Source organism: Pleionea sp. WD8-19 (genome assembly GCF_055326765.1).
Map to the genome: position 1 here is coordinate 128,237 of NZ_JBUZOU010000014.1, position 12,504 is coordinate 140,740.

The 12,504-nt window shown below is 41.8% G+C and carries 17 protein-coding genes; 5 read left to right on the top strand and 12 right to left on the bottom strand.

Features of this window, described 5'->3' with window-relative positions; genetic code table 11:
* Positions 1-10: 10 nt before the first annotated feature.
* The 3 genes from ACTUJY_RS15780 to ACTUJY_RS15790 all read left to right on the top strand — a co-directional run bounded on the left by ACTUJY_RS15780 (position 11) and on the right by ACTUJY_RS15790 (position 3,438).
* Positions 11-742: a 16S rRNA (uracil(1498)-N(3))-methyltransferase gene (locus ACTUJY_RS15780; RefSeq protein ID WP_463617078.1), complete on the top strand. Its 732-nt coding sequence runs from the start codon at positions 11-13 to the stop codon at positions 740-742.
* Between the two features lie 175 nt (positions 743-917).
* Positions 918-2,519 carry a L,D-transpeptidase family protein gene (locus tag ACTUJY_RS15785; protein WP_463617079.1) on the top strand — a complete coding sequence of 534 codons (1,602 nt, stop codon included), beginning with the start codon at positions 918-920 and terminating at the stop codon, positions 2,517-2,519.
* Entirely contained in the window at positions 2,512-3,438 is a 927-nt protein-coding gene (locus ACTUJY_RS15790) for a hypothetical protein (RefSeq protein ID WP_463617080.1), read from the top strand. The genes ACTUJY_RS15785 and ACTUJY_RS15790 overlap by 8 nt, the downstream gene beginning before the upstream one ends.
* Positions 3,439-3,448: 10 nt before the next feature.
* Here ACTUJY_RS15790 and ACTUJY_RS15795 read toward each other — a convergent pair whose 3' ends face one another.
* From ACTUJY_RS15795 to ACTUJY_RS15825, 7 genes are all read right to left on the bottom strand, one after another.
* Positions 3,449-4,246, bottom strand: coding sequence for a bestrophin-like domain (locus ACTUJY_RS15795; RefSeq protein WP_463617081.1), 798 nt, complete (start codon positions 4,244-4,246; stop codon positions 3,449-3,451).
* A gap of 120 nt (positions 4,247-4,366) precedes the next feature.
* Positions 4,367-4,750 carry a GFA family protein gene (locus tag ACTUJY_RS15800; protein ID WP_463617082.1) on the bottom strand — a complete coding sequence of 128 codons (384 nt, stop codon included), beginning with the start codon at positions 4,748-4,750 and terminating at the stop codon, positions 4,367-4,369.
* A 12-nt stretch (positions 4,751-4,762) separates the two neighbouring features.
* On the bottom strand, positions 4,763-5,737 hold the full coding sequence (locus ACTUJY_RS15805; RefSeq protein ID WP_463617083.1) for a homocysteine S-methyltransferase family protein: 975 nt from the start codon (positions 5,735-5,737) through the stop codon (positions 4,763-4,765).
* Between the two features lie 48 nt (positions 5,738-5,785).
* Positions 5,786-6,388, bottom strand: coding sequence for a flavodoxin family protein (locus tag ACTUJY_RS15810; protein ID WP_463617084.1), 603 nt, complete (start codon positions 6,386-6,388; stop codon positions 5,786-5,788).
* A 17-nt stretch (positions 6,389-6,405) separates the two neighbouring features.
* Positions 6,406-6,717 carry a hypothetical protein gene (locus ACTUJY_RS15815; RefSeq protein ID WP_463617085.1) on the bottom strand — a complete coding sequence of 104 codons (312 nt, stop codon included), beginning with the start codon at positions 6,715-6,717 and terminating at the stop codon, positions 6,406-6,408.
* A 150-nt stretch (positions 6,718-6,867) separates the two neighbouring features.
* Positions 6,868-7,368: a GNAT family N-acetyltransferase gene (locus ACTUJY_RS15820; protein ID WP_463617086.1), complete on the bottom strand. Its 501-nt coding sequence runs from the start codon at positions 7,366-7,368 to the stop codon at positions 6,868-6,870.
* 46 nt (positions 7,369-7,414) lie between these two features.
* The gene (locus ACTUJY_RS15825; RefSeq protein ID WP_463617087.1) at positions 7,415-7,645 is read right to left on the bottom strand and encodes a hypothetical protein; all 231 of its coding nucleotides are present in this window, start codon (positions 7,643-7,645) and stop codon (positions 7,415-7,417) included.
* A gap of 507 nt (positions 7,646-8,152) precedes the next feature.
* Between ACTUJY_RS15825 and ACTUJY_RS15830 the strand changes: the two genes are divergently transcribed.
* Both ACTUJY_RS15830 and ACTUJY_RS15835 read left to right on the top strand, forming a co-directional pair.
* Positions 8,153-8,872, top strand: a complete 720-nt coding sequence (locus tag ACTUJY_RS15830) for a bZIP transcription factor (RefSeq protein WP_463617088.1) — start codon at positions 8,153-8,155, stop codon at positions 8,870-8,872.
* Between the two features lie 169 nt (positions 8,873-9,041).
* Entirely contained in the window at positions 9,042-10,022 is a 981-nt protein-coding gene (locus ACTUJY_RS15835; protein WP_463617089.1) for a transposase, read from the top strand.
* Positions 10,023-10,250: 228 nt separating this feature from the next.
* Here ACTUJY_RS15835 and ACTUJY_RS15840 read toward each other — a convergent pair whose 3' ends face one another.
* The 5 genes from ACTUJY_RS15840 to ACTUJY_RS15860 all read right to left on the bottom strand — a co-directional run bounded on the left by ACTUJY_RS15840 (position 10,251) and on the right by ACTUJY_RS15860 (position 12,281).
* The gene (locus tag ACTUJY_RS15840; RefSeq protein WP_463617090.1) at positions 10,251-10,601 is read right to left on the bottom strand and encodes a nuclear transport factor 2 family protein; all 351 of its coding nucleotides are present in this window, start codon (positions 10,599-10,601) and stop codon (positions 10,251-10,253) included.
* A 134-nt stretch (positions 10,602-10,735) separates the two neighbouring features.
* A complete protein-coding gene (locus ACTUJY_RS15845) occupies positions 10,736-10,996 on the bottom strand; it encodes a hypothetical protein (RefSeq protein ID WP_463617091.1) in 261 nt (86 codons plus the stop codon).
* A 99-nt stretch (positions 10,997-11,095) separates the two neighbouring features.
* Positions 11,096-11,371 carry a hypothetical protein gene (locus tag ACTUJY_RS15850; protein WP_463617092.1) on the bottom strand — a complete coding sequence of 92 codons (276 nt, stop codon included), beginning with the start codon at positions 11,369-11,371 and terminating at the stop codon, positions 11,096-11,098.
* 82 nt (positions 11,372-11,453) lie between these two features.
* The gene (locus ACTUJY_RS15855) at positions 11,454-11,840 is read right to left on the bottom strand and encodes a hypothetical protein (RefSeq protein WP_463617093.1); all 387 of its coding nucleotides are present in this window, start codon (positions 11,838-11,840) and stop codon (positions 11,454-11,456) included.
* Positions 11,841-11,873: 33 nt separating this feature from the next.
* Positions 11,874-12,281: a hypothetical protein gene (locus ACTUJY_RS15860; protein ID WP_463617094.1), complete on the bottom strand. Its 408-nt coding sequence runs from the start codon at positions 12,279-12,281 to the stop codon at positions 11,874-11,876.
* Positions 12,282-12,504: the final 223 nt, after the last annotated feature.

Sequence of the window (12,504 nt, forward strand, 5' to 3'; positions counted from 1 at the left end):
GGCAAACGTAATGGCACGTCTTAACCGAATTTACCTAAATCAAACACTCGCAGCTGGTGAACGTATCGACTTACCCGCCGAAGCCGTAAGGCATTTGTCGACTGTTTTAAAAATGCAGGCAGAGCAATCGATTATTTTATTTAATGGTAACGGTAATCAATACTTAGCGCGCATTGAGTCGATCGCCAAAAAACAAATGATTGTGGAAGTGGTAGAGGAACAACGGATCGGTGTTGAATCACCTCTGCAACTGCATTTGATTCAAGGTGTATCTCGCGGTGAAAAAATGGACTTTACCATTCAAAAAGCGGTTGAACTGGGTGTGCATTCGATTACACCACTATTCAGTGAACGATGTGGTGTCAAACTAAGCTCAGAACGATTAATTAAAAAAACTCAACATTGGCAAAGAGTGATCATTAGCGCGTGCGAACAATGCAGCCGCAATCAACTGCCGGTACTGAATGAGCCATTAACATTCTCGCAATTGTTGAGCGCCATATCGACAAAAGAAAATTATTGTGTGCTGAATCCCCACAATGGTCAGTCGGTTCGTCAGTTGCAAAGCGCTTCGTGTTTTCGTTTGATCATTGGTCCCGAAGGTGGGCTGACTGACAAAGAAATGCAGTCAGCAATGGAGCAGGGGGCTCGCAGTATTCAACTCGGCCCTCGTATTTTACGAACGGAAACTGCAGGAATGGTTGCTTTAAGTTTATTACAAGGTTTATTTGGCGATTTTTAGTTGGAATGTGTTTAAACGTTTGCGCAAGCAAAAAAGTTTGACTAGCTTTGAATCTGAATATTAAAAAACAAACGGCAGGCAGTTAAACTTAAACTAACGAATGATCATGTCTATTTATGTCGCTAAAACCCAATTTTCAACTCGCCATAATTTTCGCACTGGCATTTTTTCGTGCATGCTTTTATTGCTGATTTCACCATCGCTTTGGTCGATGGAAGAATCATTGCGCCGTCGACTGGAAGCCTTGAATTTAGAAAATGCCGCGCAAGTGGAACAAGAGCGCATTCATGCGCGTGCGGCCAGTCAACGGTTTTATTTACAACGTGCTTTTCGGCCAGCTTGGTGGCAAGACAATCGTTTATCGCTTTCTGCAAATGCATTGGTTAAAGCCATTGAAAACGCACACTTAGAAGGGTTAAATCCACTAGATTATCATTTAACCTTATTAAAGCAACGTATTCAGGAACTGAGCGAAAATTCGAGCGAAGGCGAACGAGTTGATTTAGAACTGTTGCTAACGGATGCCTTTTTCATCTTTGCGAGTCACAGCCTTGCGGGACGTTTAAACCCAGTCACTATCGATGCGGAGTGGTTTGCCGAACGGCGCGGTGCCGATTTTGTTGCGTTATTGCAACAAGCGATAGAACAGGAAGCCATTACGGAAACCTTACGTAACTTATTGCCACCACAGCGCGGATATTGGCAGCTTCGAGAAGCGCTCGCGAACATGCGTCGGAATAAGGAACAACTGCGCTATCCGCCCGTCGACGCTGGACCGATGTTACGACCCGGAGAAACCAATGCGCGTATTGTCAGTTTACGTCAGCGCTTGAAAGCTTCCGGTGAATACACCGGCGAAGATACCCTATCGACTACTTACGATGAGTCATTAGTTGCGGCGGTGCGTCGGTTCCAACAACAGTTAGGGCTGAAAGCTGATGCACTTATTGGTCCTGCAACATTGGCGTTACTAAATCAAACACCGGAAGATAAAATTCGCCAGCTGGAAGTCAATTTGGAACGGTGGCGCTGGTTACCTCAAGATTTGGGCAAGCGTCATTTGTTGGTGAATATTGCTAACTTTTCCATGGATGTCATCGACAATGAGCAACCTGTTTTATCCATGCGGGCGATTGTAGGGAAGTCTTACCGACGTACGCCTGTATTCAGCGGCCAACTGCGCTATCTGGTCGCCAATCCGCGCTGGGATGTTCCGCATAAATTAGCCGTACAGGATTTACTCCCCATCATTCAAAAAGACGCGGAATATTTATCGAAAATGAATTTTAAAGTGTTGCAAGGTTGGGGAGCTGAGGCTCGGATTATAGATTCATCTGGCATCGACTGGTCTAACTATTCGCAGAAACATTTTCCGTATCGCTTGCAACAAGCGCCAGGGCCTTTAAATGCATTGGGCCAAGTCAAATTTATGTTTCCGAATCCTCATAACGTGTATTTGCATGACACGCCAAAACGCGAACTGTTTAATGAATCGTTGCGTACTTTCAGCTCGGGTTGTATTCGTATTGAAAAGCCGTTGCAGTTGGCCGCTTTATTACTTAAGGACGTGCCTGGTTGGACAGATGAACGGTTTTCAGCTTTACTTGCCAGTGGTATAGAACAAAACATTGGGTTACCCAAATCAGTACCGGTACATATTCTTTATTGGACCGCTTGGGTGGATCAAAATGGCAAACTGCAACTAAGGCAAGATATTTATGGACGCGATCAAAAAGTATTGGCAGCACTGCTACAAGCACCTCCCGGTAATGAATAAATCTGCACTGTGGTTATTTGGGTTACTTTTGGGGGGCAGTTTTCCTGTGCTTTCTTATGAGTCAGGTCGTATCGGATTTTCGATTCTATTTAAAAAAGAGATCAGTGAACTTAGTGTAACTTCGGTTTTTATTTTACCCAATAAAACCTTGGATTTTCAGTTAAAAGGCGAGGGTGTTTTTACACTTGACGATCAAAGTAATCTTAAAGAACAGGGAAAAAATAAGTGGCAATGGCAAAGTCCCAAACAGGCCGGTGTTTACCCATTAACCATTACTTCGGAAAAAGGTGAAGTGATGCGATTCAATCGCATTGTGACCGTGCCAGCAACAGAAATAAAAAAAGGAATTTTAAACGGTTATCGCATTGGTAGTTACCCGAAAGAGGCGTATCGCGGACTCGATATTTATCTGCCACCTAAAGGCTACATCGAAGTGACTCGCGAAAATCAGGACTTGTGGATTTCACCACACTTTCAGCTCAAAAACTTTTTATGCAAGCAGAAAAGCGACTTTCCCAAGTATGTTGTTTTGCGAGAGCGTCTGTTGTTAAAACTGGAGTACTTGTTGGATCATTTGGTCGCTGCAGGCATCGCTAAAGAAGGGCTAACCATCATGAGCGGATACCGCACGCCATTCTACAATCATGCCATTGGTAATAGGAAGTACAGTCGACATCAATGGGGAGGGGCCGCAGATTTTTACATCGATGAAAGTCCAAAAGACGGCATAATGGATGATGTCAATGGTGATGGTGTTATCAATGTCGAGGATGCTTTATTTGTATTTCGATTTGTTGAAACGCATTTTAAAAAGAATGAATATCAGGGCTATATTGGTGGATTAGGAAAATACCGCAAAACATCCGCCCATGGGCCTTTTGTTCATGTCGATGTGAGAGGCTATCGCGCACGTTGGTAATCGTATTCCTTTATGGGTTATTCGACAATTCGCCCGGTTTTGGCAAGCTGGCTTGTAATTCAATTAAACTTTTTTGGCTGACTTCAATTAATCCTCGTCTTGGTCGATCCAAATCGATAATGACGAATACCAACAACACAATTAATCCGACCATAATGTAAGAACTGTAAGACGCACGATGATTGGCAACGCCAGCTGAGTATCCCAGCAAGCTACCAGCCATTAAAAAAGTAAAATACAACAGAAACAACACCACTTCCGGAACATGTCGGTTTAGAGCTTCGGTACGGGATTCTAATGCATCGATTAATTGATTTAATGCCTGTATAAAGAGCCCGCTGGATATGGGACGATCATCCAATTTGGCGGCCTGAATGGCAAGTTGCCACATGTCATTTTGTATTTGTTTTGCTTGATTGAGTAATGCCAATCGCTGAGTTTCGTCTATTAATGTCACGTTGCTGGCTTTAACGCGCACCGCGATGTATTGTCGCATTGTCTGCTCCATCGTGCTTTTTACATCGGGATGAAGTAAGTCCACGCGTAAATAAGCGGTCCCGATGGCGTTGGCTTCTTCAACAACCGCATTGCTACGACTATCGTATCGTTGCAAAGACAATGAAAATGTAAAACCGAGCAGCAGTGCGAGCACACCGAGCAACGATCCTTGAATCGCATTCACATGCGCTTTAGAGGAACTCGTTGCTTTTTTGTTGAAGTGTTTTCCAACGCGATATCCCAGCTCAATGGCTGCTGCCATGGAAAGAAATAAAATTCCAGCAATAAGCACACTGTTAATATCGTACATTACTTCCCTCATATTATTCTTTCAACCGTACCTTATCTCAGCGTTCAAGTTGCTATCAAGCATAGCAATAAAACCGGAATACAGACAAAGAAACGTGAATAAATTGATTTGGGTTTTCACTCACTCTTGCGGCAAGCCATCATTGAGCTCATAGTAATCGCCTTTCTCAGAAACGAAAATATGTTTATCCAGTTTTTTCGCTATGGGTGTATCAAATGCACCTAGAGCGATGCCGATCCAGTTGTGTTTTATTTGGTCAACCGGATCAAAAAAAAGCGAGGAGCCGCAAACTTTACAAAAACCTCGTCTGGCTTTATCGGAAGATTGAAACCACACGAGGTTTTCTTTCCCTTTTATCGTTAAAGTTGAACGGAGGACTTCTGTACTGGTAAAGAAATGGCCCGTCCATTTGCGACATTGCACACAGTGACAACCGTCGCTCATACCAAGTTCTCCATTGACCTCAAAATGAACGGCACCGCAAAGACAAGACCCTTGATTCATGTTTCATCCTCATTATTGGACTTCAATGTTTGATTTATCAAACAAGGGTATGCATTGCTTGGCAATTTGCTCAATATGGCGCTGATCAGTGCCACAACAACCACCCATTACATTAAGACTTTTTAGTTTTGATGTTTTTAGCGTTGCGTATTCCTGTCCTAGCTGCTCTGGATCTCCAGAGTCCAACTCGGGGGCATTATCGAGCTCGACATGACTCATTTTTGAAGCGTTGGCACGCAAACCGCGAATGCGATTTGTCCATTGTGCGTCGTCATCCGCAATTTGGTTGAAGTGGGTGGGGTGTGCGCAATTGATCATAAAATACGTTGGGTAATTCGATGTGGCTTCATCCACTTGTTGAATCGCTTCCGATAAAGATTGACCGGGAGGTAAGTGACCGTCTGTTTCTACGGTAAAAGAAATAACGACCGGCATGTTTGCGGATTTTGCCGCGAGTGTAATGCCAATGGCTTCTTCAACATAGTTCATGGTAATCGCTGTTACTAAATCCGCGGCACTTTCCTTGAACACTTCAGTTTGCAATAAGTGGTATTCGGCAGCTTGTTCCGATGACATGAGTGAGTTCGGTCGGTAACCGTCGCCCCTAGGTCCAATGCAGCCACTGATGACAATCGGCGATTGTGGACGTTCGTATTGGTTTCGAATCGTTTCTAAAAGTTCGACCGATTGTTGGTTAACGCTTTTCAATTGTTTAAGCGAATAACTGAGTTTACTCGCCCAGACTGGATTAGCTCGCCAGGTCGGCGTTTCTAGAATGATGCCTTTATGGTATTTGTTTGCTAAAACCGCATAGGTTTCAAAATAACGATGTAACGCCTTTGTTCCTGCTTCGGTGTTAAAAAGGTCGAAGGCTGCAAAGTATGGTAATTCCAATCCATTGTGAAATATTAATGTGGTTTCAATACCACCGTCGGTTAAGTAGAAGTCGCCAGAAAGTTGTGGAAGAGCATTTCGATATTTGGCCATGATAGCCTCACAATGTAGAGGTTCACTGTATTCAATGCTCACTATAGTCTAGTTTTTTATTTTTTCTGCAAGTTTTGCGATGCGTATTCCTAAATATCGCGCCGTCGCTAAATCGTCTGGATGGGCTTCCCCATCTCCAGAATGTGCGACAACACCCATTTGACTACCGAGTCGATTAACACCTAGTTGACTGTAACCATGTGCTGAATCAATACCAACCCATAACATGCCGTGCTGACTGGCCAATATTGAAAGGTATTGCAGAGTACTTCCTTGATCGCCATTGGGAGCGCTGCCACAGGTGATGCCTGCGGCAAGCTTTCCGGCCCAGGCTTGTTCGCACCACAGCTCGCTGGTGGCATCCGCAAACGATTTGAATTGAGCAGATGGTCCACCCATGTAGGTTGGCGTAGCGAATACGATGGCATCGCAATCGGTAAGTTGCTTTAAAATATCGTGATTGACATATCGACCGTTTATTATTTCGCTGCCAACAATTTTGTGTTGGATGATTTGAGCACTAATTACTGAATTCACACCATCCGCGAGTGCGTTAATGAGTTTTCCGGTGACGTCGGTGTTTGTGAAGTAAATGAGCCCCAGTTTCGCCATATTTTTTTCACCAAATTCTATTATTGAAAGCTTGCTCATCCGGTTTGCACGGCACATTAATTTCCGCTTATGACTAGCATAGGCGAGCACGAATCAGAAGGAGAAAAAATCCAAATACTTTTTTCGTCTGTTCCTACGGTAATGTCAAAAGTCTTTGAATAACGTTTTCCAGAAACTATGCATTCCATCGTTCCTGTGTATCGGCCTTCTGGAAGATCAATTGCCTGATTTTCAGATAGTTTTTCTAATCCTTCGCCAGTAATTGAAATGACACGATCTTGGCTAGTCTCCGGATTCTGTATGATTGCTTTTTGGCTATACGTATAACTTGATAAAAAAATGAATGATAAAAATAGTAGCGTTCTCAATTGAAAATCTCCTTTGGTTTAATCTTTAAATTAATTGAGTGTTTAATAGTCGACTGTATATTTCTTTATTTAATCGATTTAAGTAAAACGCGTTATGGAATTTATGTTACAAAGCGGTGTTCTCATCGACTTAGAATCCGTGCAGAGGCATTAGGCCACGCCGTGATACTGCAGCTCAGTGACCGAAACCGCGAACTTTTCATTGCCAGGCATGCAGCCGCTGACTCGACCTACTTCAACAAATCCTGCTTTTTTATAAAGCGAAATGGCTGCGTAGTTTCCGTCTAAAACTTCAACCGAAAGCGGCGCTCCGGTAATGCGCAGAGCCTCTTGAACAAGTGCAGATCCAATGCCCTTGCCATAAAAGGTTGGGTCAACATAAAGCCAGCTGAGTTCGTCTTTATTGAAAGCTACAAAGCCGCACACAACTCTGTCAACTTCTGCGACTCGGAGTTCGTAATCGAGAAAGCCTTCGTTTTCTGCAGTTTCTACCAAGGTTAGGAAGGCTTCTTCTAGACCGCTTGCCGACAGCTCATCACGGCGTGCGGCATCATGGATCTCGCACACGCGAGGCCAGTCTTCGTTAGTATAGGGGCGAATGTGGATAGTGTGACCTAAACCTTCTGGCTCCCTTAGTAATCCAGTTTTCATTCAATTCTCATCTATTATTATTGGAATTTTTGACGGGTTATCGCAGTCATTGCTTATTATTGAGCAGTTGCTGAGCAAGTCTAGCATTCTCTTCTTTCAAAGAAGTCAACTCACGATGTAATTTTTCAATCTCTTCACCGTTCCTTAGAACAGCTTTATGCGTTTCATTGAATTGACTCTCAAGATAACGTGCTCCAATATTTCCAAATATAACAACGATTAGGAATATTATAAATATTGTACCGCTAGTTAATTTCGATTTAGTTTTAGGATCCATTTTTCACTCTAAAGTTTGAACGTTTAAAATCTCGGTTGCAATCAATTTTATTTTCTAACCTAAAAGTAGTTGTAATCAACTATTAAATCAGTATAAAAGCCTAAGGCCAAGAGTACCTTCAGTAGCATTTTTTCTGAAAAGTTTCGAGCTTCATTCGTATGCATATGAATTATTACTTATAAACTTCCAATTTCAAACTAAAAGTTATTCATTACTTGTTGATTTGAATATTCCCTTACTAGCAAGAACAGAAAGATAAATACCAAACACTTACATTTTCCTTGATTTTTTAATTGATAAATTATTTAATTTAATACCTATGTAACAGGGCGACTGCACGTAGAATGATTCGGTGTTCCCAGGCATCAATGCACCAACCTAACTGAGGCAATATCGTCAGATAAAAGTTCCCTTTCTTAAAATGTAAAAATGCACACGCTGAATCATTTGACCTGAACACTAAAATCTTAAATGATACTGTGCTTTGTTTTTCACGAGTCGAATATAATGAAACAGGGAAAATACTTTATTGTAATTTTTGCTTTGTTATTGCTTAATGGCTACCAACTCTTTATTGGGTATACAAGCGCTGATAAAAACCTTCATGCAGAAGATTTGGAATTAGAGCTGAATGCGTTAGAGCAATCCAATAGCGATTTAACTCGAAAGCTTGAACAACTCACCCAAGAATACAACCAGTTATTGACGCAGCAACGTTCGGTACGTGACTCTGTATTATCCTCGCAAACATCGACCAACGATAATATTGATAAAGTCACCGCTAAAGTAGAAACACCAAAGAAGGATGACCAGCCCAAAGTAGCGGAAACACAATCCAATGCAACACCGAAAGAAACTTTTGTTGACCGAATGAAAAATGATAAAGACTTTGATCCTGTAGCCATCATTGAGCAGCAGTTCTCAAAACAAGGCATGGACTTCCAGTGGGCCGCCGGTCAGGAGAAAAACCTGATGGATCTGTTTGCAACCACAGAAGGGCTATTGAGCGTGCCCATAAAAGATATCGCCTGCAAAGAATCACTCTGCAAGGTGTCTGTTTATGCCGAAAATCTAAACTCGTTTTCCGTCATCGAGAACCTTTCCAGGAGTCTAAACGAAAGCGATTGGCATAATCCCGATGGCGGCGTCATGTTCAACCATCAAGCCGACAATGGCGTTTACCATTTTTATATCGGCCGCGACGAAAATAGTTTGCAGTTTGAATAAGTTTTTTTACGCCGATAAATCGCCTTGGCTGTAGGTCGTAGAAATGTTTTGGAAATGTTTTGGGACATCCATAACTCAAAACCAATAATCACAGATTTCACCTTGACCAACAAGTGCAAATTGATTAAGTTACTTGCAGGACTTAAGTGAATTATACGGACATAACACCATGACACGCGCTAGAAATACGCTCATCGATTTAAATCAAACCACCTATTATCATTGCATCGCCCGCTGTGTTCGACGCGCTTTTCTCTGCGGAGAGGATTCTGTTACCGGTAAGAGCTTTGAGCACCGTAAAACTTGGGTGGTGGAACGGTTGGACTATCTGGCCAAAACCTTCGCCATTGAAGTGGCCAGTTATGCGGTTATGTCCAATCATTATCACGTTGTTCTACGTGTCGATGTTGAAAAGGCAGGAGATTGGAGCGAAGCTAACGTTGTTTGCCGCTGGAAGCGCGTTTGTAACATTCCACTTCTCGTGCAGCGGTATCTAAAAGAAGAAACCACACCCGCCCTATCTAAAATGGCTCAGGACATCATCGAAAACTGGCGTCAAAGACTGATGGATATTTCCTGGTTTATGCGGTTGTTAAATGAGCACTTAGCTCGCGAAGCCAATAAGGAAGACAACTGTACTGGTAGGTTCTGGGAAGGACGTTTCAAGTCACAAGCGTTACTTGACGAGGCCGCTGTTTTAACCGCCATGGCTTATGTTGATTTAAATCCCATTCGTGCCGATATGGCAAAAACACCAGAAAAATCGGACTTCACTTCCATTCAGCAACGCATCAAACAAAAGAAGAGCCAGCCGCTTAAAAACAAAGTAAAGCTTATGCCACTCACACAATCGAAGCACCCAGTGCATCAACATGGCTTTTCATTTTCAACTCAAGATTATTTTGATTTGGTCGATACCACCGGTCGTATTATCCGAGACGACAAACGCGGTTATATTCCAAGCAACTTGCCTCCCATTTTAAAGCGTCTCAATCTCGAGCCTGACGGCTTCTTAAAGCTGATGCGCCGTAAAGATGACATTGCCGGTTTAAATGTTGTGGGCTCACCTTCTTCCTTAACGCACTACATCGAAACCATTGAACAGAAGTTTATTAAGGGCATTGGGATTAGCCGAAAGCTTTATACCTGATCTGAAAATAATAAATCCACTCAAATAATCCTTCAGATTAGTGCTGCGAATTACTGATGCTCGCTTCCTTAAAAATCGACTGTTTTTCGAATATTTCCAACTAAATTTCCTGATGTTCACTCCGAAATAACCAACGCAAGCCAGCGTAGTAGAAAAACAAGCTTAGTCATTACTAATATTTCAATTTTAATTTATGGCTGTCCCTATTATCTTTCCTGGCTGTCCCTATTATCTTTCCCCTTGGTGATACCGTAGTTTCCATTTGTTTTCGACTTTTACCCAAACTGATGACCTTTTAGCAAAACTTTCAATTGAGCCATCACTATTGATGACTGCAGATTTATACAGCAGAAGAAAAGCACCGTCGTCAAGTTCGATACATTCATAGTCTTGTGAATGGACTACAGAACCAGTTGACTTCTCCGCACTCATAGACTCGATTATTGAATCAAAACAAAATGTTCGGCCTGATTTGCCAACCTCTAAAAAGCTTGAATGAAGTAGTTTTGAAACCTCATTTTTATCAGTCCGAACTTCAAACTGATGTAAAGCAATCTCATTCTCAATCAATTCTTCCATATTCAGTCCAAGCCACATTTAGGCAAGTAACGCCTCTCATAAGCGGCAGCTATTTAGTGCTTTTGATTATGTACTAATCCAGCAAAAAATTGAAAGTACGGACTAGCTGTGTGTTCTTATTGGCACTGTTATATTTACTCTGTGTTTTTAACCAAAACTATTGCCGACAGCAACAGTATTATTAAACAGAAGCCGCCCGATAGATATTGAATTAACGGTAACTCAACTTGCCCACTCATAGGCAATATCACTCCAACGGGTATGAGTAGATAAAAAACAGTCATTACTTCAGAACTATATTTCTTTTTCTTAACTTTGAGCATATAAACAAAAGAAAGAATCAACCCATAAGTAAAAGCAAATGCTATTAATTGATATAAATTTGCATTGCTCATTTATTATTCCTTATTAAATTAAAAATTTACCGCCCGGCTAAAACGCGCAACCGAAGGGAGCGTCGGGCGTAGCGAAGCGGAAAAAACTTGAGCCGCTGGTTAAATATTCTTGCGAAATACACCGAAGTACTCTACCTTTTTATTCTCACCACCTGACTCGAATTTAATTATGTAATACATATCTTGTGAATCGGTATACCACGTAAAGATATGGCCATTATAATGAATAGTACAACCAATTGGGTAGTCGTGATCCGTAAGTTTAGGCAGTTTTCCATGTCCTCCCGGAACACCCAGCTCCTTTACTTTTAGTTTCTCAATTAGAATATCCACCTTTTCTCTGTCGCATACTTCCGAATATGCACTAGAAGACATGACTATTCCAAATATTGCGATGATTAATCTCATATACATTTAACGTTTAAAGTTGCGGTTGAAAATCCGCACCATTTGTTTGTTATGCATGTTTCCAGCAATCAAAAGATTTTTCAAGTATTTGCTGTTTTGTTAGCGGAGTTTTGCTTTCTGGCATAAATACCTCTCGTGCTCCTGCACCATAAGCTGCTTCGCGAAAGGCTCTAAGTTCTACGTCAGTATAACCACCTTCAACACTGTCAATGAGGTGCACGTAAATTATCGGAGCTGGGCTTAAGAGCCTTTTAGGGCAAACAGCATTTACTGCTTCTATAAATGAGTTCTCAGTTTCAACAAAACTTCCCATAACTGCTCTTGGATGCTCAGAAGAAGGCAGGGCAACTTCAGCGCATGTATCAGTAGTAAGCTCCGTGGCTTGAACTTTTCCTTTCGTCACAAGCAAGTAAACATGCCTTGAAATATTAAACACTTTCGCTCCTTTCTAAATTTGCATAACGTTTCGCTAAGAAGCGCTATTGTTATCAGCATCGTTCTTCAGCGCCTTGTTCTGAGTTTTACAAATATACGGCGAAGTAAAGGGGACAGGAAAGTTAACATTTATATAAGTTGGCGAAAGTTTCATAACAACTATTTCATCATAGAAGCCGTCGAAATCTACATCTTTCAAAAAATAATTTCCACCATCAGATAATTTTGAACTCCCCCAAAGCTCTTTATCTATAAATCCATCATTATTAGTGTCGATTGTTTCAATCAAAAGTTGATTATCTTTTCCGTACACATCTGCTTCGCCAGACTCAGTTATTCCAAAAAAATCGTACTGCATAGTACAATAGTCAGTTTCCAGTGATAACCAATACCATCCAAAAAAAATGGTAAATGCTAAAACTAATATCGATATTTTTTTCATAATTCTCAAAATAACGCCGCCTTAAGCAGTGAGTGATTGTTGGCTAAAATGTGCAGCGAAGTGGAACCGAGCCAACTGTCACGAATCCGACTTTAAGGTTTTGTGTACGCCCGGCATGGGCATTAACTAATGAGGTGAAAGTCCTCTGTAGGAGAGTCACCGTCAAAATCTATATGATTATTAGACGATAACTACTAGCGAATGGCAAGGGCCAATCCGCGAG

What these genes read in the sequence shown, in the direction of transcription:
- ACTUJY_RS15780 (WP_463617078.1), top strand. Translation starts at nt 11, where the DNA reads ATGGCACGTCTTAACCGAATTTACCTAAATCAAACACTCGCAGCTGGT.
- ACTUJY_RS15845 (WP_463617091.1), bottom strand. Translation starts at nt 10,996, where the DNA reads ATGAGCAATGCAAATTTATATCAATTAATAGCATTTGCTTTTACTTAT.
- ACTUJY_RS15805 (WP_463617083.1), bottom strand. Translation starts at nt 5,737, where the DNA reads ATGGCCAAATATCGAAATGCTCTTCCACAACTTTCTGGCGACTTCTAC.
- ACTUJY_RS15825 (WP_463617087.1), bottom strand. Translation starts at nt 7,645, where the DNA reads ATGGATCCTAAAACTAAATCGAAATTAACTAGCGGTACAATATTTATA.
- ACTUJY_RS15810 (WP_463617084.1), bottom strand. Translation starts at nt 6,388, where the DNA reads ATGAGCAAGCTTTCAATAATAGAATTTGGTGAAAAAAATATGGCGAAA.
- ACTUJY_RS15795 (WP_463617081.1), bottom strand. Translation starts at nt 4,246, where the DNA reads ATGTACGATATTAACAGTGTGCTTATTGCTGGAATTTTATTTCTTTCC.
- ACTUJY_RS15800 (WP_463617082.1), bottom strand. Translation starts at nt 4,750, where the DNA reads ATGAATCAAGGGTCTTGTCTTTGCGGTGCCGTTCATTTTGAGGTCAAT.
- ACTUJY_RS15835 (WP_463617089.1), top strand. Translation starts at nt 9,042, where the DNA reads ATGACACGCGCTAGAAATACGCTCATCGATTTAAATCAAACCACCTAT.
- ACTUJY_RS15860 (WP_463617094.1), bottom strand. Translation starts at nt 12,281, where the DNA reads ATGAAAAAAATATCGATATTAGTTTTAGCATTTACCATTTTTTTTGGA.
- ACTUJY_RS15820 (WP_463617086.1), bottom strand. Translation starts at nt 7,368, where the DNA reads ATGAAAACTGGATTACTAAGGGAGCCAGAAGGTTTAGGTCACACTATC.
- ACTUJY_RS15790 (WP_463617080.1), top strand. Translation starts at nt 2,512, where the DNA reads ATGAATAAATCTGCACTGTGGTTATTTGGGTTACTTTTGGGGGGCAGT.
- ACTUJY_RS15850 (WP_463617092.1), bottom strand. Translation starts at nt 11,371, where the DNA reads ATGTCTTCTAGTGCATATTCGGAAGTATGCGACAGAGAAAAGGTGGAT.
- ACTUJY_RS15840 (WP_463617090.1), bottom strand. Translation starts at nt 10,601, where the DNA reads ATGGAAGAATTGATTGAGAATGAGATTGCTTTACATCAGTTTGAAGTT.
- ACTUJY_RS15830 (WP_463617088.1), top strand. Translation starts at nt 8,153, where the DNA reads ATGAAACAGGGAAAATACTTTATTGTAATTTTTGCTTTGTTATTGCTT.
- ACTUJY_RS15785 (WP_463617079.1), top strand. Translation starts at nt 918, where the DNA reads ATGCTTTTATTGCTGATTTCACCATCGCTTTGGTCGATGGAAGAATCA.